This is a genomic window from Paenibacillus sp. GCM10023250, from assembly GCF_042653205.1.
GTDB lineage: Bacteria > Bacillota > Bacilli > Paenibacillales > Paenibacillaceae > Paenibacillus_Z.
Window position 1 is genome coordinate 63,448 of the sequence record NZ_JBHSHY010000015.1, and the last position, 20,549, is coordinate 83,996.

The window sequence follows — 20,549 nt, forward strand, 5'->3', positions numbered from 1 at the left end:
GAATAACTATGTCTAATGCCAACCCCGTAATCGTCTATACGAGCACGCACTGCAACTTCTGCAAGCAAGTGAAATCGTTCCTGAGCGACCGCGGCGTCGCCTACGAGGAGCGCAATATCGACCAGGACGAGAAGTACGCCGAGGAACTGTGGAATACGGGCATGCGTTCCGTGCCCGTGACCGTCATCGGCGAAGCCAAAATTCTCGGCTTCAATCAGACGCAGCTGAACCGCGCCGTCGCGGAGCTGCAAGCGTAAGTCGTACGCCGCGATTAGGCCATTCATTCCCATACACAGGAGGATTCTACACTATGACCATTCAACCAACGACCATCCAACCAACCGCCGTGTACCCGTTCGCCAAAGTCGGCCTGCCCGCGCCCGAATTCACGCTGCCTTCGACCAAAAACCTCGAGACGCTCGAGGAGAACGTCTCGCTCTCCGATTATCGCGGCAAGTGGCTCGTGCTGTTCTTCTGGCCGTATGACTTCACGTTCGTCTGCCCGACGGAAATCGTCGGCTTCAGCGAAGCGTATGAGCAGTTCAAGAGCCTGGATTGCGAAGTGCTCGGCGCTTCCGTCGACAGCGTTTATACGCACCGCGCCTGGATCGAGACGCCGGTCGACAAGAACGGCATCGGCCCGATCCGCTTCCCGATCGCGTCCGACTTCACGAAGGCAACGGCGCACGCGTACGGCATCCTGAGCGAAGAAGGCGCGGCGCACCGCGGCCTGTTCATCGTCGACCCGGAAGGCATCCTGCGCTACCAGGTCGTCACGGACATGAACGTCGGCCGGAGCGTCGACGAGACGCTGCGCGTGCTGCAGGCGCTGCAATCCGGCGGCCTGTGCCCGGTCAACTGGAAGCCGGGCGACAAAACGCTGGGCTGATCATCCGTGCCGCGGCGCTTCCGATCGCGAAGACTCCGTCCCTTTACGGGCCGGGGTCTTTTTCGCGCGTATAAGACGCCTGGGGCGATCGGAGACAAGGACCGCGGGCCTTGCGCGTGGAATCTTTATGGGATACCAAGCGGAAAGGGGACTGTGACATGTTCTACGTCAATTCGCGCGCGATCATCGAGCGAACCGTCGGCGATTGCGCCGAAATTATCGTTCAAACGCGGAACAAGCCCGGCGGGCCGCGGCGAATCGAACTGCCGGGCGGGAGAATCGAGCCCTTCGAATCGTTCGTCGCAGCGCTCGTCCGGGAAGTCAAAGAAGAAACGGGGCTTGACATCGTCGAAATCGAAGGCGAGGAGACGCGAATCGAGACGGCGGGCATGAACCCCGACTTTGAGGTAGAATGCATCCGCCCGTTCGCGGCTTATCAAACGACGAAAGGGCCGATCGATTCCGTTGGCGTTTATTTTCGATGCAAGGCGAAAGGGGAACTGCTCGAATCGGGCGATGAAACGCTGCGGCCGCACTGGGCGACGGTCGATGAGATTCGGCGCATGATGGCGCGAGACCCGCTGCAATTCGCCGACGTCGATCGGGCGGGCCTCCTGTTTTATATCAAGCATAAGGATAAGGAATGAACGGATATCCGCCGCGTGCGTCAGCTCCCATGGCCGCCGGGCGTAGGGACCGATACGGTTTGGACGGACCGCGACGCGAATCGTCCCGCGTGCGAATGAATGCGCGCGGCAAAAAGGCGGCATCGCCTCGAGCCTCGATGCCGCCTTTTTTGCCGTGTCCCGCCGCCGCGATTAGGCGAACGCATACGCGTCGAACCGGATCGCGTTGCGGACGCTCGTCCACATGTCGGTGGTTTCTCCGCCCATGTACCAGTAGCCGTAGCCGGCGACGGCATTCGCGGCGCCGAGCCCGATCTTATGCGACAGCGAGCGGCCGTCCTCCAGCCAGAGGCGGTTCAGCTGCGTCCGGTCGGCGTACTGGGCGTAGTACTGCCCGAGTGCGTCGTCCCAGCGGGGCGCGAGCTTCTTCGCGCGGACGAGGGCGTTCTGTTCCGGGAGCCCGATCTCCAGGGATGACGCGGCGCCGCCGCCGGTCTGCGTCCATTGGCGCGTGTAGAGCGGCAGCGCGAGGATAACTCTGCCGGCGGGCGCTTCCCGCAGCAGCGTCGCCAAGCCCTGCCGCACCCAAGGGAGCGAGGCGACAGAGCCTGCGACCGAATCGCCGTCCCAGTGCTCGTCGTAGCCCATGAGCACGATGTAATCGGAGGCGTTCGCGAGCGCGGCGTAGTCGAAGACGGCGGTCCAGTCCGTGCCGAGATCGGGGGAGACGTTAACGGACACCGCGGCATGCGAGGCATCCAGCGCCTGCTCGAGCGCCGCGACGAACGCCGTGAAGGCGTCGCGGTCCTCGGGCAGCATGTTCTCGAAATCGATATTCAATCCGTCGAGGCCGTACAGCCGGACGCGATCCGCGAGCTGCTGCACGAACGCCTGCCGCCGGCCTGCGTTCGCAAGCATGTCGTGGGTCGCGGCCGCGTCGGAATGGTTGCCGACCATCGCCCATACGCGGTTGCCGCGGGCGTGGGCCCAGGTGACGAGCGCGGCGTCCGTACCGTCTTCGAGGGCTCCTGTCTTCCCGAGGAAATACCAACGCGGCGCCAGCGTGTTGACTTCGGACTTCGCGACTTGGCCTTCGTACTGCAGCGTCGTCTGGTCATACTGCCAGCCGAGCTGGATCGGGGACGGCGCCGCCGCTTGAATTCGCGCAGCCCAATCGGCGTGCGTCCACGTACGGTTCAGCAGCACGGCCGCTTCCTGCCGTGTGATGGCATCCCGCGGGCGGAACCCCCCGGCATCGCCGCCCATCAGATCCAGCTGCCGGAGCCGGTAGACGGCGGGCAGCGCCCAGTCGTCGATCCGCGCCTCGTCGCCGTACAGGCCGTCCGGCACGGAAGACGCCGGCGGCAGGGACTGCTTCGCCGCCCGCGCGAGCAGCACGGCCGCCTCTTCGCGGGTGACGGGACGGTTCGGCTCGAAGCGCGATGGCGACGCGCCCTGCACGAGGTTCAATTGAACCGCCGCCTGAACCCAGCCGTAATGCCAGGCGGAGGCCGGGACGTCGGTGAACGCGGGGATGGCCGCGGAGACCGGCTGGATGCCGAGCAGCCGCTCGAGCATCGTCGCGAACTCGGCGCGGGTAATCGCCTTGTCCGGCTCGAACCGCCGCGGACCCGTTCCCGTCACGAACCCGAGCTTGGTCATGTTCACGATCGCTTCCTCGGCATAATTCGGGCGTATATCGTCGTACGGCAGGGCGTTCGGCGCCGCTGCGGCCGCGGCCGCATGGGGATAAAAGCCGTAGGTCATGCCGATAATAAGCATTAGAGCAAAAATCGGACGATGGAAGAAACCGCTAGTAATCATGGGGCATGTCTCGCTTTCGGATCGTAGTTGCATAGCGGCGCCAAGGATGACGACGCCCAAAGATCCATCGTACGCGATCGGATTCGGAATACCCAGCCTCAATTATTGGGAATTTCCCGTCCGCTGGAAAAACCGTGCTCTTGCCGGTTTACAGCCGATGGCGGGATTTGGTAAGCTAGGAAGCATCATGGAAACGCAAACGCGATGAAGAGAAGAGTAACGGACGACGCGCTTGTCCAGAGAGCTCCGGCAGCTGAGAGGGAGCCTGGCGCCCGCCGCGAACCAAGTCTCGGAGCTGCGTGCCGGAACCGCGCGCGGGGATGGCACGACGGGCGCTCCCGTTACAGGGCTAGAGTATCGCCTTGCCTCGCGCAAGCGCCGTACTCGAAGAGGTTGATGCGGCGACGCATGAACGAATACGGGGTGGCACCGCGAAAATTTCGTCCCCAAGACCGACGGTCTTGGAGGTGAAATTTTTTTTGTTTTTTCGCGGATGCCGCGCCCGCCGTCCGGCGGCGCCCGGATGAATCCGCCTCAATCCGCTTAGAGGAGGCGCCTTGCCATGATTGACGAACATGCCGAAACGGAACATTTCTTAGCGAAAGCGATCTCAGAGGAACTCGCGTCCCATCCATTCGGAAGACCGATGCGAACCCGCTTCCCGCCCGAGCCGAACGGCTATCTCCATATCGGGAGCGCGTATGCCATTCAGACGAACCATGACATGGCCGCACGGTACGGCGGCGCGTTCCATCTGCGCTTCGACGACACGAATCCGCTCAAGGAGGACATGGCGTATGTCCGCGCGATTATCGAAGACATCAAGTGGCTCGGGTACGACCCGGGCGCTCATATCTACTACGGCTCCGATTATTCGGACCGCATCTATGAGGCGGCGTTGACGCTCATTCGCAAAGGCAAAGCGTACGTCTGCGACCTCGGCCCCGAGGACGTGGCTGCCTATCGCGGAACGCTGACGGAGCCGGGCCGGAACAGCCCATGCCGGGACCGCGCGGTCGCGGACAATCTGGCGCTGTTCGAAGGGATGAAGCGCGGAGACTTTCCGGCGGCGTCCAAGGTGCTGCGCGCCAAGATCGACATGGCCTCGCCCAACATGAACCTGCGCGACCCGGTGCTCTACCGCATCCTGCACGCCGAGCATTACCGGACCGGGACGGCGTGGTGCATCTACCCGATGTACGACTTCGCCCATCCGATTCAGGACGCGATCGAGGGCATCACGTATTCGCTCTGCTCCATCGAGTTCAAGGACCACCGCCCGCTGTACGAGTGGGTGCTGCGCGAGCTGGGCGTCGCCGAGCCGCCGCGGCAGCGGGAATTCGGGCGTCTGAACCTGACCGGTGCGGTGACGAGCAAGCGGTTTCTGCGGCAGCTGGTCGAAGGCGGATTCGTGGACGGCTGGGACGATCCGCGGCTGCCGACGCTGCGCGGCCTGCGCCGGCGCGGCTTCACGCCGGCCAGCATCCGGCGCTTCATCAGCGAGATCGGCGGCATCCGCACGCAGAGTACGGTGGACATCTCGCTGCTCGACCACTGCCTGCGGCAGGATCTGAAGGCGAGCGTCCCCGCGCTGATGGCGGTGCTGCGGCCGCTCAAGGTCGTCCTTACGAACTACCCGGAGGGCGAGACGGAGCGGCTGCCGATCGAAAACAACGCCGAGAACGGCGCGCTCGGCAAGCGGGAGGTGCCGTTCTCGCGGACGCTCTACATCGAACGGGACGATTTCCTGGAGGAGCCGCCGAAGGGCTTTCACCGCCTCAGTCCCGGCGCGGAGGTGCGGCTCAAGGGGGCGTATTTCATCCGCTGCGAGGACGTCGTCCGCGATCCTGCGACCGGGGAAATCGCCGAGCTGCGCTGCACGTACGATCCGGAGACGAAGAGCGGCACGGGCTTCGCCGGACGCAAGGTAAGGGGGACGATCCATTGGGTGTCCGCGGCGCACGCCGTCCGCGCCGACGTTCGTCTGTACGGGAGGCTGCTACGCGATGGCGAGCTGCCGCATACGGACGGCGGAGCCGCCGACTGGGCGGAGGCGCTCGATCCGGAATCGCTCGTCGTCGTGCAGGACGCGCTGCTGGAGCCGTCCGCGCGGGACGCCCGGCCGGAGGACCGCTTCCAATTGATCCGTCACGGATTCTTCTACGCGGATCCGAAGTCTGCGGCGGGCGGCCGGCTCGTCTTGAACCGGATCGTGCCGCTGAAGGACGGCTGGAACCGGCGGTAGACGGCTGGGCCTTCCGAGCTGACCTCGTGCTGCCGCCGAACGCTTTTCGCCTCGTTGGGACATATGTCCTTCCCGCCGCCCCGCAGGCCGTTATTTAATGGACGAAGACAGGAAGCGCGGGAGGGAACAGGCAGTGAAAGGAATCGTATCCGCGGTGCTGGGCGGCTTCTTCGTCATGCTGCAGGGCGTGGCCAATGCGCGGATCGGCGCGGGCATCGGGACGTGGCAGGCGGCCGCGCTGACCCAGCTGACGGGGTTCGTCGCGGCGCTGGCGATGCTGCTCGCCGCGCGGGACACCGGCTGGCGGGAGCTGAAGCGGGTGAAGCCGCTCTATCTGATCGGCGGGGCGTTCGGCGCGGTGGTCATTTTCAGCAGCGTGCAGGCGATCCGGCATAACGGCGCGACGATGACGACGTCCGTGCTGCTGATCGCGCAGCTCGGGCTGACCTTCGTGATCGACGGCCGGGGCTGGTTCGGCGTGCCGAAGCGGCGCATGAAGCTGCCGCAGCTGATCGGCATCGGCATCATGATTGCCGGCGTGGCCATACTCGGCCTGCCATAAGGCGTTATAACGCTGCAATGGGTGATAAGGGGGACGAAGCGCGAATGAAGGAAGCGAAGGATCGCGGGCTGCTGGCGCGGTTCATGCGGGAGCACGGCCTCGAGCGCGTATTTCCGGAGCCGTTGCTGCCGCATGTCGGGCTGTACCGGTTCGAGCCGGGCGAATTTCTGTGCAGGCAGGGCGATCCGGCGGCGTGGCTGTACGTGCTGGTGAAGGGGAAAATCAAGATTTACACGACGTCGGCGGAGGGGAAGACGCTCATTCTCAGCTTCAAGACGCCGCTCGACGCGATCGGGGATATCGAATACGTGCAGGGCGCGGATATCCTGAACACAGTGGAGGCCGTCTCGGCGGGCTTCGTCATCGGCGTGCCGTATGCCCGGCTGCGGCAGCACGCCGCCGACCATGCGCCGCTGCTGCGGTTTCTGCTCGACATCGTGTCGCGGAAGTTCTTCGCCAAGTCGCTTTCGCTCAGCTTCAATCTGATGCATCCGGTCGAGGTGCGGCTCGCGAGCTATCTGCTTGCGGTGACCTTCGAGGAGCCGGACGCGCCGGATGGCGGACGGCTCGGCACCTCCGGGCTCCGGGATGCCGCGAACCTGATCGGCACGAGCTACCGGCACGTGAACCGCGTGCTGCAGCAGTTCGCGGACGAAGGGTTGATCGAACGCGGCAGAGGGTTCATCGCCGTGCAGGACCGGGCGGGCCTGCGGGCTCGCGCGGGACGCAATATCTACGAATAGGAGCGATCGGGATGCTGACGGGAATGCTATGGGCGCTGCTCGCGGGCGCGCTCGTGAGCGTGCAAAATATGTTCAACAGCAAGGTAAGCGAACGCGCGGGCGGCGCGGCGACGACGGCGCTCGTGCTCGGCCTCGGTTTCGCGGCTTCGCTGTCGCTCGGGCTGCTGTCCGAAGGCGGCCGCATGTTCGAATTCCGTTCCATGGAGCCGTGGTATTGGTTCAGCGGCCTGCTCGGCGTCGGCGTGGTCACCTGCCTCGTGCAGGGCATCCGGCGGCTGGGTCCGACGTATGCCGTCGCGATCTCGCTGAACGCACAGCTGGCGTTCTCGCTGCTGTGGGACGCGCAGGGCTGGATGGGGCTGGCGAAGGAGGCGGTGACGCCGCGGCAGGCGATCGGCGTGCTCGTCATCGCGGCGGGCGTGCTCGTGTTCAAGTTCGGCGAAAAGCCCAGTCCGCGCGCGGGAACGCGAAGAAGGACGCCGCGCCGGGGGAGAGGTCCCGGCGAAGACGTCCTGACGCGGCCGCGCTAGGGCTTGGAGCCCCGGCGCAGGAACGGGAGGAGCAGGAGGACGAAGATCGCGAGCGCGATCGCTTCCTCGGCGATCAGGTAGTACGGATACGGGCCGAGCACCGAGAGGAGCGAGGCGGCTTCCGGCTTGCGGCGCAGGAACATGTAGTTCGCGTCCAGCCAATAATCGAGCGGTCCGACCGTCACGACGAGCACGTTCAGGAACACCATCGCGACGCCGATGTCCTTCCACGCGGGACGGAAGCCTTCGATCCACGTCATGTACAGCGGAGCGAGAATGATCGCCATATGCACGACGAAGAAGTGGAAGAAGCGGAAGTGCGGAAACGGATACACGAGATCCGGTGTCAGCATGGCCTGAAGCGCCCCGCCGATGCCGGCGAGATACACGATGCCGTAGAGCAGTCGGCTGCGCGCCGCGAGCATGGCGATAGCAAGCAGCTGCGTGATGCTGCACAGCTCGAGCGGCAGCGTGTAGCGGACGTCCCACAGCCCTTCGGCGGCGTACCATCGGAAGAGCGCCGCCTGGGGCACGGCGAGCGCCGCGACCAGGCCGAAGCGGACCGCCGCGCGAAGCGGCGCCCGGCCGCGGATGGCCGCACGGTACCGGTAGAGCAGCACGCCGAGCAGCAGCAGCGCGGCGAGCGCGGCGACGTGCGCTGCGGAGAACGCGGCGAACCGGTCGGAACCGAGGACCGGATCGAAAAACGAGCGCATGGGGGCACCTCCTGGTTGGCCAAGCGGCTTGGCTATCCAAGGGAATTCGCGGCGAGGGGCGCGAATTCCTGTAAGCGCGGCCGGACAACGCTTCCTTGGCCCGGCGCGGGTTCGGGGTATCGGCGCGTACGAACGGCGGCTGCCCGCGCCGCGCGAGTCGGCTTCGCGCCGGCCCGGCACCGGCTTCACGCGCCGGCTTCATTCTCCGGGCGCGGCGTCCGGATGCGCAGCCGTGCGAGCAGGAACAGGAGCGGAACGAACCCGAACAGCAGGCCCAATCCGGCCCGGTGATAGACCGACCGGAAGGCGTTCAGGTCGTTCATGTCCTTCACGAACCATTGCATCGCCGCGAGCAAGAGCAGCGACAGGACGAGCATGACGCGCGGCTGCGCCCGGAACGCCACCTTCGCCGTGTGGCACGCGGCCCACAAGCCGAGCGAGATGTTGGCCGCGATTTTCAACAGCCAGATGGAGAGGATGAGGTATTCCAGCCGCTGCATGAGCGGGATCTCCAGCACGGACATGGCGTTCAGCGTCGGCCAGACGGTTTCCAGCAGCTGCCCCTCGCTGAAGTACATATAGACGACGAGGAGCATCAACATGAACATGCCCGTTGCCAGCAGCACGCCCGCGTGGGCCCAGCGCCGGGATTGGGCGGGGTGTTGAATGAACGGATACGCGACCAGCAGCACCTCGACGCCGAGGTATTGGGCGGCCATCACCTTCGTCGAATCCCAATATTGCGGGAGTGAATGGTCGAACGGCGGCAGCAGGTTCTGGGGATGGAGCATCGGCAGGAGCAGGAAGGTGAACGGCGCGATGAACAGCATGACGCTCAGCAGCCCCCATAAGCAAATGCCCGCGACGGTCTGGAAGCCGCCGCTGACCGCGTTATAGACCAGCACGAGCAGCAGCAGGCTGAACGGCCAGAAATTCATCGACGGAAACATCCAGATCTTGCAAATCTCAATGTACGAGCGGAACGTCAGGAAGGCGCCGAGCAGCGCGAATAGGACGAACAGCCCGTTCAGCGCACTGCCCAGCGGCCGCCCGAAGCAGCGGACGTTGATCGCCGCGAGCGTCGCGTCCGCGTGCGGCAGGCGCGAAGCCGTGCTGTACATCAGCCACAGCACCGCATGGATGCCGATGCCCGCCGCGATGACGGCGACCCAGGCATCGTGGCCCGCGCCTTCGACAGCCTCGCGCTGGAAGCCCATCAGGCTGATGTCGACCGCACTGACGTACAGAACGCTCAGCAGATGCAGGGAAGACACGGTATAGCGTGCGCTTTTCGTCTCCGCGTTCACTTCGATCACCTCGCCAGTCTATTCCCCATTTTGCCCACGCCCGTCTGCGCGATGCGCAGGCCGACCTTCGCTTCCGCCTTCAGCGACGGATACGCGGCGTAGAACGTCTCCGCCCGCCAGCCCCTCGTCCGGCTTCGCGCGAAATCCCCGAGCCCGAGCGGGTCCAAGCCTTTCTTCGCGCAGTCGGCCGCGAACGCTTCGATCCGCCTCGCGAGCGTGCGCCCCAGCTCTTCCTCGAGCTTCGCCAATTCCCGTTCCGTCATCGCGCGCATCGCGTGCGGCACCTCCTGGAGCAGGACGTTCAGCCGGACGTCGAACCGGATCGCCGGCACGGGCGGCTGCTGCAGGAGGCGCAGCTTCGTCTTGGACGACAGGCACCGGATGACCAGGCTGTCGCCGTCCGCGGCCCCGGGCAGGGCGACGGTATAGCTGCCGTCGCGGGCGCTGCCGGTCAGCAGCTTCAGCAGGAAAGCCTCGTTGGCGTCCACGCGCTCCGCGTACGCGTCCCCCTTGAACAAAGCCGCCCCGCCGACCGTGATTTCGCCCCGATCCGTCGTCAGATAGGGCAGGACGATGTCCCGGCCTTCCCCGTAGTAGTCGAACAGCGTCTTCTGAAAGCCGAGGCGCGGCAGGTTCCCGTGCTTCATGTTGTCTTCGACGAGCGTCCGCAAGTACGTCGCGTCGCGCTGCTTGCCCGACTCGGCGAGCAGCTTCCGCGCTTCGCCGTCGGCGACGGCCAGCTGGAGACGGCTCGATATTTTGGGATCGCGGAAGAAATTTTCCAGGATGGCGTCAATCCCCCGCGCCGCGAACGCTTTGCCGAACACGACCATCCGCAGCTGCCCGTACTCCAGCGTCTTGCCGGACTTGGTCTGCAGCCGCGGGATCATGTCGAGGCGCGAATTGGACCCGGTGTCGAGCAGATCGGCCCGGGTCTCGCCTTTCTTGGCGTAATCGCCGACCAGCACGGCCGTCACGGTCCGGCTGCCGTCCAAGTCGTAGCTGGCCGCCTGCGCCAGACTGATTTTATCGATCACTTGCTGGCTGCCGCAGGCGCTCAGCAGGGCGGCCGCCCCGGCGGCCATGGCCGCGCGGAGAATCGGGGGGATCGCAGCCATGGCGTCACTCCTTGTCCAGCCGGTTTTCGCGCTTGACCGGCTTCGGCTTGTACCGTATGGGATGTTGCGGCCTGAGATAGCCTGCCCTGCCGTTCAGGCGCTGGTACGAGGCGCGCATCAGGCTGTCGTTCCAATCCTTGAACCGCAGCGGGTAGAAGGGGGCGGTGTACGGCGAGCCCAGCGACCGCAGGCGCGTCAGATGCACGAGCAGGAAGCCGCAGCCCATGAGGATGCCGAGCCCTCCCCAGACGGCGGCCAGCAGAATGATCGGAAAACGGATGAAGCGGATGGTGTTCGACATCTTGTAGATCGGCGTGACGAAGGAGGCCAGCGCCGACAGGGACACGATGATGATCAGAATATTGCTCGTCAGCGCGGCTTCGACCGCCGCTTGTCCCAGAATGACGCCGCCCACGACGCCGATCGTCTGGCCGATCCGCTTCGGGAGTCTCGCGCCCGCCTCGCGCAGCAGCTCGACCGTGATTTCCAGGAACAGCACCTCCATGACCGGGGGAAAGGGGATGTTGATCCGCGAGTTGACGAGCGGCCCCAGCAGATCGGTCGGTACCACCTCGTAGTGGAAGGTCGCGATCGCGACGTACAAGGCCGAGGCGAACACGGAATACACGACCCCCAGCACCCGGATGATGCGGAAGAAAGAGGCCAGCGTCCAAGGGAGCAAATAATCTTCCGTGGACAGGAAGAAATCGAACAGCGTCGACGGGCCGAGCATGAAGTACGCGGAGCCTTCGCTCGTGACGGCGACTTGGCCCATCAGCAGCGCGAACGCGACGCGGTCCCGCCGCTCGGTCGTCGTGAATAGGGGGAACGGCGACCTCGAATCGTCGGAGAGGAGCTGATCGAGCTGGGACGTGTCGAACAGCACGTCGAAATCGACGGCGTTCAGGCGGTGCAGCATATGGGCGACGTGGTCCTCGTTGGCGACGCCGTCGAGGTACAGCACGGCGACCCGGGAGCGCGACACGCTGCCGACGGACACTTCCTTCACGACGAGGTTCGGCACGTTCAGCTGGTTCCGGATCAGGCGGATGTTCGTCTCCAGGTCCTCGATGAAGCCGACGTTCGTTCCGACGACGCTGAACTCGCTCTCGGTAATATTGCTCTGCCGGATCCCCCTGCGGCTCTCCAGCGGGACGAGCGCGCAGCGCGAATCCCGCCCGTCCAACCGGAGCAGGACGTGGCCCTTGAACAGCTTGTATTGAATGACGTCGATGTCGTCCGTCAGCTCGATGCCGTCGATCGGCAGCGCCCGCGCGATGTCCTCCAGACCGCGGCACGGCACGGGCAGCCGGGTCTGGAGCGCCTCCAGCAGATGCTCGCGCAGCAGCTCGTCGTCGACCAGCGTCTTGAAATACGCGATCGCGACCGGCGGATCCGTGTACGGGAGCGTGCCGGACGCGAAGTCGCTCGAACGCCGCGCGGCGGCGAGCAGCTCGCCGAGCGCGTCTGTGTGGGTCTTGATCTCTGTCATGATGAACCGTCCTCGCGGCAAGCTAAATGATGGAACAACCGCTAGTTTTCGGCTTCGCCGCGAAAATTATGCAGACTAGGGCAAACCGCAAACGGGCGGGCGGGAGCGCGCGAGAAGGGGAGAGCGGGGTGACGGGAGGATACGGGAAAGGGAGATCAATGGGAAGTGGGGAACGGGGGCGACGTTCGAAGGCACGCCGACAAGGCCCCTCGGCAATCGGGGGGCCTTGTCGCGCTTGCGGGCCGGCCGCCCCATGACGGGACCCGGCCGGCTGGGCCGCGCGTTCGTTTAGAAGCCGCGCACGGGATGCGGCACGTACAGCTCTTCCAGCGAGCGGATTTCCTCCGGCGTCAGGGACAGCGCTACCGCCGCGGCCGCGTCGTCCAGGTGATGCGGCTTCGTGGCGCCGACGATCGGCGCGGTGACGGCGGATTTGGCCAGCAGCCAGGCGAGCCCGACTTGGGCCCGGTTCACGCCGCGTTCGGCCGCGATCGCGCCGACGCGCTCCACGATCGCGCGGTCGGCGTCGACGGCGGCGGTGTACAGCGTTTGGCCGAAGAGGTCCGTCCCCGAGCGCTCGCTGACCTCGTCCCACTCCCGCGTCAGGCGGCCCCGCGCGAGCGGGCTCCACGGGATGACGCCGACGCCGAGCTCTTCGCACAACGGCAGCATTTCGCGCTCTTCCTCGCGGTAGAGCAGGTTCAGGTGGTTCTGCATGCTGACGAATTTCGTCCAGCCGTTCGTTGCGGCCGTGTGCTGCGCCTTCAGGAACTGCCAGGCGAACATCGAGGACGCCCCGATGTAGCGGGCTTTGCCGGCCTTGACGACGTCATGCAGCGCCTCCATGGTCTCTTCGATCGGCGTGTGCGGATCCCAGCGGTGAATCTGGTACAGGTCGACATAGTCCGTGCCGAGACGGCGCAGGCTGTCGTCGATCTCGCTCAGGATCGCCTTGCGGGACAGGCCGGCGCCGTTCGGGCCCGGGCGCATCCGGCCGTGCACCTTCGTGGCGATGACGACCTCTTCGCGGCGGGCGAAGTCCTTCAGGGCGCGGCCGACGACCTCTTCGCTCGTTCCGTCCGAGTAGACGTTGGCCGTGTCGAAGAAATTGATGCCGAGCTCCAGCGCCTTGCGGATGAACGGACGGCTCTTCTCCTCGTCCAGCGTCCACGTGTGCGCTCCCCGATCCGGCATGCCGTAGCTCATGCAGCCGAGGCAAATTTTCGATACTTCGAGGCCGGTCCGGCCCAAACGCGTGTACTCCATTTTCCATTCCTCCCGTTGCGTGCGGTTGTGGGTGTCTGTCCATGGCTGAGGGACTCCTTCCATCATACCGGATAATTCGTCCCGCGCCTAATGCGGGAAGCCTTAATTTGCTCGCCGCGCCGGTTCGCGGCGGCGCCGGCGGCAGGAGACGCGGAGCGGAGGGCGAAGTTCTTGAGGGTAAGCGACGCGGCCCAGGCCGGAAAAAGGGAAGGAGGGACCGCTTATGGCATTTCGCCTGGCGGACATGAATCGCGGGGCGGCCGCGGAGATTCTCGGCTGGCGGTACGAGGCGCCCTATGATTTCTATAACAACGCGCCGTCGGACGAAGCGGCGGACGAGCTGCTGGCGGGGGGCTACGCCGCCGTGCTTGGGCCCGGCGGGGAGCTCGCCGGGTTCTTCTGCGCGGGCGCCGCGGCCCAGGTGCCGAACGGGGCGTACGCGTACGGCGGGGATTGGCTCGACATCGGCCTCGGCATGAAGCCGGAGCTGACCGGCCGCGGCCTCGGGACGCCGTTCTTCGCGGCCGTGCTGCGCTTCGCGGACGAGCTTTACGGCGAGCGGCCCAAACGGCTCACGGTAGCCGCGTTCAACCGGCGGGCGATTCGGCTGTACGCGAAGTTCGGTTTCCGGGCGGCGGCCGAGTTCGAAGCGGGCCCGGCCGTATTCATCGCGATGGTGCGCGGCCGGGATGGCGGAGGGTCGAATGGCAGCGGTTGACATCCGAATGGTAAAAGACAGGGAGGCATGGCGAATGGAGGAGCGCGAACCGCACGGGTATTCGATGGAAGGGTTTGAACCGGGAAGGGCTGAATCGGAGCCGGTCGGCGTGAAAGGGCACGAAGCCGGCGGCTTCGCGGCGGAAGGCATCAAGGCGGTGCTGTTCGACCTCGACAACACGGTGCTCGACCGCACGCGGATGTTCGGCGGCTTCATGGACGCCTTCTTCGCGCGGTATTTCGCGCACGCGGAAGACCTGCGGGCGCTGCGGGCGCGCGTCGCGGAGCTGGACATGGACGGCTACAAGCCGCGGGAGACGCTGTTCGCGGAACTGCTGGACGAGCTGCCGTGGGCGCGGAAGCCCGAACGGGGCGAGCTGGCGGCGTTTTACGGCGGCGCCTACTTGCCCTGCGCCGTGCTGATGGACGGGGCGCGGGAGGTGCTCGCGCGGGCGCGGGCGAAGTACCAGACGGGGCTGATCACGAACGGCAAGGCGTCGACCCAATACGGCAAGCTCGACCGGCTCGGCATCCGGGACGCGTTCGACCTCGTGCTCGTGTCGGAGGAAGCGGGCGCGAAGAAGCCGGACCCGCGCCTCTTCGCGATGGCGGCCGACCGCCTCGGGCTGCGCGCCGGGGAGTGCCTGTTCGTGGGCGACCATCCCGAGAACGACGTGGAGGGGGCGGCCCGCTTCGGCATGGCCACCGTCTGGATGCGGCTCGGCCGTTCGTGGCCGGACGGCATGGCGGCCGAGCCGGGGCGGACGATCGACCGGCTGGACGAGCTGCTCGCGCTGCTGTAGCCGAGCGGCGGAGACGAGGCGCGGGGGGAGGCGACAGCGAGCGGAAAAAGGCGGACGCGCGGACGGCGTTCGCCGGCAAACGACAAGCCGGCAGCGCGTCCGCCGTCGAACGGCGGCGCGGGCGGTTCGGCTTGTCCGAAGAGCGGCGGCAGGAGGCGCGGGGGCGCGCGGCTGCCGCTTTTTTGCGCTGCGCAGGCTGTGTGACGCCAGAATGTATGAGAATAGAATAAGGAAGATGTTCATATTTCTTTTTTCAAGGCTGCATATGCTGGATTTGCGCACGCAAATCTGAAATCCGCCTCACGTTCTCCCCCGCCCGGTAGAAGACGATCGCGCTAACAGCGACGAACGCCATTGTCACGAACAGCGTCGATCCGTCGTATTGGCTAAGCATCAATCCGCCGATCCACGGACCTATAAAATGGCCCAAATTGCCGAACGATTGAGCGCCGTAATAGGCTCCCCTCATACCATCCGGGGCGATCCGGTCAACAAGCACGTTGCCCGACGGATAAGTCAATATTTCTCCAAACGTAAATACGATCATGGACAGCAGAATCGTTAACCATCCGACGGAATAAGCGAAGCCGATGTTGCCGAGCGCGTAGAACGAGACGCCAATTGTCAGGGTGACCAGAGGCGTGCACCTCTCCGTCCATTTGGACAACGGAATCTGCAAGGCGACGACGGTAATCGCGTTGACGCTCATCATGACCGCGAACAGTGTGACGCCTTCGGCAAACTTCCCCTCTACGTATTGGGACAGCGTCACCGTCATTTGCGAATAACCTATCGCCGTCACGATGCTGCCCAGCAAGTAATACCTTAACACGACGTCATTTTTAGCCGCGCGCCAAGCGGACGAAAGGCTTTTGCCTTCCTTCTGCTCTCCTTCTATTCTCTTGATTCCGAATCGGTTCAGAAGAACATAAAGGCTGCAGACGTAGATGAAATAAATGGTACTCGTAAAGAGGAAAGGAAGCGTACTGTCTAACGCGGCGAACACCGCGCCCAGCAACGGTCCGACCGACACACCGACGTTGATCGCCATGTATCTCAGTGAGAACACTTTGAATCGGCGCTCCTTCGGCGTCAAGTCGGCCATTAGCGCCTGCGAGACTGGTTCGTAGAACGATCGGCACAAGCCGTTCAGCAAGCTGAACAAGAAGAATAGCACCGCACTATTCGACAGCGCGAAGCCGAGGAACACGGCACTCCATCCGAGCAGCGCGCCGAGCAGGATTTTACGGCGTCCGAACTGATCTGACAGTGCTCCTCCAATGAAGCCGCCGACCATGCTGGCGAGCGAGCCGGCCCCAATCACGAAGCCGATCATCGCAGGGTTGAGATCGGTGTGCTTGGACAAATAAATGGCGAGGAACGGCATACTCATCGAAGAAGCCGCACGCGCCAAAATTGTACCGACCAATAAGGAATGAACGATTGGATGGTAATCTTGTGCGAACAGCCGAAGGCGGTCGTACAATCTGGATAACATCATGGCGTTCAGCTCCTCGAATATAGTTTCACTCAACGAAACTTTGTTTCATATTTAGTAAGCCTATTTTATTCGATTTGTCAGAGGAATTCCACTCTTATTTTCCCAGACTGCCCCGTTCCGTTATAGAAAGGCCGAACTCCACCCCTTAGTCAAGATGTGACGAATGAAAGGGCTATGACCCGTTGAGACATGGGAGCGATAATCGCTAAGGCGAAGTGGAGACGTGCGTATAAAGGAACAATAAGGGTAACGACTCTCTTCTCACTAATGCTGAAACTTTTTTTTCTCTAGAATTATGACACCACTCAGCGGGGGCGCGCGGCTGCCGCTTTTTTGCGCTGCGCGGGCAGGTGCGGAATTCGGATGAACAGGGAGATTTTTCCCTTGCATTGCGAACGCGTATTCGGTATATAATAAGAACATACGAACATATATTCGCGTTCTCGAGGGGGTTCATAGATGTCGAGGCATATTTTCCTGATCGACGGACAGTCCTTCTACGCCTCCGTGGAGAAGGCGGCGCACCCGGAGTACCGCGACAAGCCAGTCGCCGTCGGAGACCCCGCACGGATGAACGGCATCGTGCTCGCGGCCTGCCCCATCGCCAAGTCCCGCGGCGTGACGACGGCGTCGCGCGTCGGGGAGGCGATGGCGCGCTGCCCGGACCTCGTCGTCATCCGGCCCCGGATGGGGACGTACATTCAGATCTCGTTATTGATAACCCGGATTTTCGAATCGTATACGGGGCTCGTGGAGCCGTACAGCATCGACGAGCAGTTTTTGGACGTGACGGACTCGCTCGCTTACTTCGGGGTGTCGCCGCAGGAGCTGGCCGCGAGCATTCAGCAGCACGTGCTGCTGTCGACCGGCGTCTGGTCGCGGGTCGGCATCGGCCCCACGAAGATTCTCGCCAAGATGGCGACGGACAATTACGCGAAGAAGACCGACGAGGGCGTCTTCGAGCTGTCGTACGACAAGCTGGAATCCACGCTCTGGACGCTGCCCGTGCACCAGATGTTCATGGTCGCCTCCGCGATGACCCGGCATTTCAACCGGATGGGCCTGTCGAGCATCGGCGACATCGCCCGGATGGAGTTCGCCGAGTTCAAGCGGCGCATGCGGCGCGAGATGGGCAAGCAGAGCGACATCCAGGCGGGCTACTACTGGCAGACCGCGCGGGGGATCGACCCGAGCCCCGTGGAGCCGGGCATTCGGCATCAGCTGAAGTCGGTCAGCCACGGCAAAGCGCTGCGCTGGAATCTGTACCGCGAGCTGAAGGACATCGAGGTCGTGCTGCTGGAGCTGGTGGTGGAGGTGTGCCAGCGCACGCGGCGCAACCGGTTCCTGGGCTCGGTCATGTCCGTGGCCGCGGCGGAAACCGACGGCGTCCGCTCCGCCTGGTTTAGCCGGCAGGTGACGCTGCCGCAGCCGACGTCCCTGACCCACGAGGTGGCGGCCGCCGCGCTGAAGCTGTTCCGGGAGCATTGGCACGGGCTGCCGGTCAGCCGGCTCAGCATCGCCTTGTCGCAGCTGACGGACGACAACGTCATCCAGCTGACGCTGTTCGAGGACCGCTCCCGCGCCTACCGCAAGGAGCGGATGATCGACGCCATCAAGGAACGGTACGGAAGCACGGCCATCATGCGCGCCTCGTCGCTGCTGGAGGCCGGCGTGGCTCGCGAAAGGGCGGAACAAATTGGAGGACACTACAAATGAGCAAGCTGGACGGCAACGAACGCTGGAAATCCAAAATGTTATTGACCGAGCACGTGGAGCGCTACGACGAGCAAACGAACGCGGGCGGGCAGAGCGCCGCGGCCGCACGCGCGGGGGCGCCTAGGGAGCGAGGCCTCATATCGACGGAGGAGCGAGCCATGCTGCGCGACTATATCCTGCTGCCGCACATGGAGAAGATGGTGGAGAAGAGCATCGCCGACGTGGAGCATATGACGACGGTGCTGAAGCGCGCGTACCTGATGGCGGGGCAGAAGATCCTGGACCGCATCGCGCAGGACCTGTACGGCCTGCGGCGGGAGCTGAAGAAGCGGAACATCCGGATCCTGAACGAGGAGCAGGCCGATCTCGTCGTGTACCACCGCTATTACTGCCGGGGCTACGAGGACCGCTTCGGCATGACGCGCGACGTGATGCGCTCCGAGATCAGCGTGCGGCTGGCCCGGTACACGTCGGAGCTGGCGGCGCTGCTGAAGGAGAGCCCGGTCAAGCCGAAGTGAGCGGGCGCCGGGGCGGATCGGTGACCGGGGCTCTCCCCGCACGGGGAGCCATGCGCCGCTCGCGGCGCGACGCGCGTAGAGGCGCGTCGGGCAGGGCGCCGGCCGGACCTGCTGGGCGCCGGCGCATGGGCCGCCGCGCGGCCCGCATGGCCGTCGCGGCCGGTTTTGCTTTACAGGAGCACGTCCGTCATGTAGGATGGTGTAGGACATAACCGCATAACGCGTTACCGGAGGAGCCTGTCATCGACGGGCTTTTTTTGTCTTTTTTCGGGCATAAATGAAAGCATCCGGTAATCGCAAGCACCGTTAGAGGAGGAGACTATGGACCAGCAAGCCATTTGGGCGATCGGGATATTCGCGGCCGCCTACGCACTTATCGTATCGGAAAAAATCCACCGCACCATCGTCGCCATGATCGGTGGCCTGCTCGTCATCGCGCTCGGCATCGTCGACCAGGAGACGGCTTTGCACCACATCGACTTCAACACGCTCGGCCTCCTGATCGGGATGATGATCATCGTCGCCGTCTCGGCCGATACGGGGGCGTTCGCGTACGCGGCGGTCTGGGCCGCGAAGAAGGCGAAGGGCCGGCCCGTCCCGATCATGATCGCGCTCGCGCTGCTCACGGCCGTCGCCTCCGCGTTCCTGGACAACGTGACGACGATTCTGCTCATGGTGCCGATCAGCTTCAGCATCGCGCGGCAGCTCGGCTTCTCGCCGATTCCGCTGCTGATCACGCAAGTTCTGGCCTCCAACGTCGGCGGCACCGCCACGCTTATCGGCGATCCGCCGAACATCATGATCGGCAGCGCGGTGAAGGAACTGACGTTCGGAGCGTTCCTCGCAAACCTCGCCCCGATCGCGGTGATCGTCATGGCGGCGTACGTGCCGCTGTTCGCGCTGCTGTACCGCGAGCAGCTGCGCACGACGCCCGAGCGGATGCGCAGCCTGATGGATATGGACCAGTCCGAGCTGATCACGGATGCCAAGCTGCTCGTCAAAAGCCTGTCCGTGCTGGGCTTGACCATCCTGGGGTTTTTCCTGCACCAGGCGCTGCATCTGGAATCCGCCGCCGTCGCGCTCTCGGGCGCCTTCCTGCTGCTGCTGATCACGGGCGAACACCGGATGGAGGAAGCGTTCAAGAAGATCGAATGGCCGACGATATTCTTCTTCGCGGGCCTCTTCGTCCTCGTCTCGGGGCTCGTCGAGACCGGCGTCATGGCCGATCTGGCCGCCAAGGCGATCGAGCTCACGGACGGCAACGTCGCCGCGGCTTCCATGCTGATCCTCTGGCTCAGCGCGATCGCCTCCGCGTTCCTGGACAACATCCCGTTCGTCGCGACGATGATTCCGCTCATACAGGAGATGGGCGCGCGCGGCATCGACAACCTGGAGCCGCTCTGGTGGAGCCTCGCGCTCGGCGCCTGCCTGGGCGGGAACGGCACGCTGATCGGGGCGAGCGCCAATCTCATCGCGGCGGGCCTGTCCGCCAAGGAAGGCCACCCGATCCGCTTCGTCGCGTATATGAAGGTCGCGTTTCCGCTCATGCTGTTGTCCGTCGCGCTCGCGGCCGGTTATATTTACGTGCGGTATTTAATTTGAGAAGGGGGAGCGCCAAATGCTGACGTACGAGTTTGACGACAAGCGCATTCGCTTGCAGGAAAGTCCGAACGGCGCCGACATCGAATTCCGGATCGAGCTGCTGCGCGACGCCGAGGCGTTCGTGCCGAAGCTAAAGGCGGTCAGGGCTTATTTCGAGGATAACGACGTTTTGACCGACGTGCTGTTCTACGCGTATCCGAACCATGTCTATACCGCCATCGTGCGGCCGGATTATTATGCCGATTTCGTTCTTCAGCTGATGAAGCATCGGCTGCTGCGGAGCGTGGCGTGGGCGGAAGCTTAGGCGCGGGTCAGGGCACGCCGTCCTAGGCATGTCCTAATTTGGGAGTCATTGCAACTTAAGCCCGGCGGGT

At 64.3% G+C, this 20,549-nt stretch carries 20 protein-coding genes and 1 other annotated feature; of the genes, 13 read left to right on the top strand and 7 right to left on the bottom strand.

Features of this window, described 5'->3' with window-relative positions:
* Nucleotides 1-8: 8 nt before the first annotated feature.
* The 3 genes from ACFPB1_RS14080 to ACFPB1_RS14090 all read left to right on the top strand — a co-directional run bounded on the left by ACFPB1_RS14080 (nucleotide 9) and on the right by ACFPB1_RS14090 (nucleotide 1,536).
* Nucleotides 9-257 (top strand): glutaredoxin family protein, encoded by a 249-nt coding sequence (locus tag ACFPB1_RS14080; RefSeq protein WP_379226276.1) that lies wholly within the window; start codon nucleotides 9-11, stop codon nucleotides 255-257.
* Between the two features lie 53 nt (nucleotides 258-310).
* On the top strand, nucleotides 311-889 hold the full coding sequence (locus ACFPB1_RS14085) for a peroxiredoxin (RefSeq protein ID WP_379226278.1): 579 nt from the start codon (nucleotides 311-313) through the stop codon (nucleotides 887-889).
* Nucleotides 890-1,047: 158 nt separating this feature from the next.
* A complete protein-coding gene (locus ACFPB1_RS14090) occupies nucleotides 1,048-1,536 on the top strand; it encodes an NUDIX hydrolase (protein ID WP_379226280.1) in 489 nt (162 codons plus the stop codon).
* A gap of 171 nt (nucleotides 1,537-1,707) precedes the next feature.
* Here the strand turns inward: ACFPB1_RS14090 and ACFPB1_RS14095 are convergent, their stop codons facing one another.
* Nucleotides 1,708-3,339: an S-layer homology domain-containing protein gene (locus ACFPB1_RS14095; RefSeq protein ID WP_379226282.1), complete on the bottom strand. Its 1,632-nt coding sequence runs from the start codon at nucleotides 3,337-3,339 to the stop codon at nucleotides 1,708-1,710.
* 195 nt (nucleotides 3,340-3,534) lie between these two features.
* Nucleotides 3,535-3,790: a binding site (T-box leader), on the top strand.
* 111 nt (nucleotides 3,791-3,901) lie between these two features.
* Here ACFPB1_RS14095 and ACFPB1_RS14100 point away from each other — a divergent pair.
* The 4 genes from ACFPB1_RS14100 (at nucleotide 3,902) to ACFPB1_RS14115 (ending at nucleotide 7,419) form a co-directional block, all read left to right on the top strand.
* Nucleotides 3,902-5,584 (top strand): glutamine--tRNA ligase/YqeY domain fusion protein, encoded by a 1,683-nt coding sequence (locus ACFPB1_RS14100; RefSeq protein WP_379226284.1) that lies wholly within the window; start codon nucleotides 3,902-3,904, stop codon nucleotides 5,582-5,584.
* Nucleotides 5,585-5,717: 133 nt separating this feature from the next.
* The gene (locus ACFPB1_RS14105) at nucleotides 5,718-6,146 is read left to right on the top strand and encodes a DMT family transporter (protein WP_379226286.1); all 429 of its coding nucleotides are present in this window, start codon (nucleotides 5,718-5,720) and stop codon (nucleotides 6,144-6,146) included.
* A gap of 44 nt (nucleotides 6,147-6,190) precedes the next feature.
* Entirely contained in the window at nucleotides 6,191-6,889 is a 699-nt protein-coding gene (locus tag ACFPB1_RS14110; protein WP_379226288.1) for a Crp/Fnr family transcriptional regulator, read from the top strand.
* An 11-nt stretch (nucleotides 6,890-6,900) separates the two neighbouring features.
* Nucleotides 6,901-7,419 (top strand): DMT family transporter, encoded by a 519-nt coding sequence (locus ACFPB1_RS14115; protein ID WP_379226290.1) that lies wholly within the window; start codon nucleotides 6,901-6,903, stop codon nucleotides 7,417-7,419.
* On the opposite strand, the gene ACFPB1_RS14120 is transcribed toward ACFPB1_RS14115, so the two are convergent.
* The 5 genes from ACFPB1_RS14120 to ACFPB1_RS14140 all read right to left on the bottom strand — a co-directional run bounded on the left by ACFPB1_RS14120 (nucleotide 7,416) and on the right by ACFPB1_RS14140 (nucleotide 13,318).
* Nucleotides 7,416-8,135: a TIGR02206 family membrane protein gene (locus ACFPB1_RS14120; protein ID WP_379226292.1), complete on the bottom strand. Its 720-nt coding sequence runs from the start codon at nucleotides 8,133-8,135 to the stop codon at nucleotides 7,416-7,418. The two genes, ACFPB1_RS14115 and ACFPB1_RS14120, sit on opposite strands and share 4 nt — an antisense overlap.
* 185 nt (nucleotides 8,136-8,320) lie before the next feature.
* A complete protein-coding gene (locus ACFPB1_RS14125; protein WP_379226294.1) occupies nucleotides 8,321-9,451 on the bottom strand; it encodes a GerAB/ArcD/ProY family transporter in 1,131 nt (376 codons plus the stop codon).
* Entirely contained in the window at nucleotides 9,448-10,560 is a 1,113-nt protein-coding gene (locus tag ACFPB1_RS14130; RefSeq protein ID WP_379226296.1) for a Ger(x)C family spore germination protein, read from the bottom strand. The genes ACFPB1_RS14125 and ACFPB1_RS14130 overlap by 4 nt, the downstream gene beginning before the upstream one ends.
* A gap of 4 nt (nucleotides 10,561-10,564) precedes the next feature.
* The gene (locus tag ACFPB1_RS14135; protein ID WP_379226298.1) at nucleotides 10,565-12,052 is read right to left on the bottom strand and encodes a spore germination protein; all 1,488 of its coding nucleotides are present in this window, start codon (nucleotides 12,050-12,052) and stop codon (nucleotides 10,565-10,567) included.
* A gap of 288 nt (nucleotides 12,053-12,340) precedes the next feature.
* Nucleotides 12,341-13,318: an aldo/keto reductase gene (locus ACFPB1_RS14140; protein ID WP_379226300.1), complete on the bottom strand. Its 978-nt coding sequence runs from the start codon at nucleotides 13,316-13,318 to the stop codon at nucleotides 12,341-12,343.
* 223 nt (nucleotides 13,319-13,541) lie between these two features.
* Here ACFPB1_RS14140 and ACFPB1_RS14145 point away from each other — a divergent pair, with 223 nt between their 5' ends.
* Together ACFPB1_RS14145 and ACFPB1_RS14150 are read left to right on the top strand one after the other, a co-directional pair.
* Nucleotides 13,542-14,036 (top strand): GNAT family N-acetyltransferase, encoded by a 495-nt coding sequence (locus ACFPB1_RS14145; RefSeq protein WP_379226302.1) that lies wholly within the window; start codon nucleotides 13,542-13,544, stop codon nucleotides 14,034-14,036.
* Nucleotides 14,037-14,070: 34 nt separating this feature from the next.
* Nucleotides 14,071-14,838 carry an HAD family hydrolase gene (locus tag ACFPB1_RS14150; protein WP_379226304.1) on the top strand — a complete coding sequence of 256 codons (768 nt, stop codon included), beginning with the start codon at nucleotides 14,071-14,073 and terminating at the stop codon, nucleotides 14,836-14,838.
* Nucleotides 14,839-15,091: 253 nt separating this feature from the next.
* Here ACFPB1_RS14150 and ACFPB1_RS14155 read toward each other — a convergent pair whose 3' ends face one another.
* Nucleotides 15,092-16,339 (bottom strand): MDR family MFS transporter, encoded by a 1,248-nt coding sequence (locus ACFPB1_RS14155; protein WP_379226306.1) that lies wholly within the window; start codon nucleotides 16,337-16,339, stop codon nucleotides 15,092-15,094.
* Nucleotides 16,340-16,798: 459 nt separating this feature from the next.
* Here ACFPB1_RS14155 and ACFPB1_RS14160 point away from each other — a divergent pair, with 459 nt between their 5' ends.
* The 4 genes from ACFPB1_RS14160 (at nucleotide 16,799) to ACFPB1_RS14175 (ending at nucleotide 20,479) form a co-directional block, all read left to right on the top strand.
* The gene (locus ACFPB1_RS14160) at nucleotides 16,799-18,055 is read left to right on the top strand and encodes a DNA polymerase IV (RefSeq protein ID WP_379226308.1); all 1,257 of its coding nucleotides are present in this window, start codon (nucleotides 16,799-16,801) and stop codon (nucleotides 18,053-18,055) included.
* Nucleotides 18,052-18,573 (top strand): hypothetical protein, encoded by a 522-nt coding sequence (locus tag ACFPB1_RS14165; protein ID WP_379226310.1) that lies wholly within the window; start codon nucleotides 18,052-18,054, stop codon nucleotides 18,571-18,573. Before ACFPB1_RS14160 ends, ACFPB1_RS14165 begins: the two co-directional genes overlap by 4 nt.
* A 321-nt stretch (nucleotides 18,574-18,894) precedes the next feature.
* Nucleotides 18,895-20,175, top strand: coding sequence for an ArsB/NhaD family transporter (locus ACFPB1_RS14170; RefSeq protein WP_379226312.1), 1,281 nt, complete (start codon nucleotides 18,895-18,897; stop codon nucleotides 20,173-20,175).
* A 16-nt stretch (nucleotides 20,176-20,191) separates the two neighbouring features.
* The gene (locus tag ACFPB1_RS14175) at nucleotides 20,192-20,479 is read left to right on the top strand and encodes a hypothetical protein (protein ID WP_379226314.1); all 288 of its coding nucleotides are present in this window, start codon (nucleotides 20,192-20,194) and stop codon (nucleotides 20,477-20,479) included.
* Nucleotides 20,480-20,549: the final 70 nt, after the last annotated feature.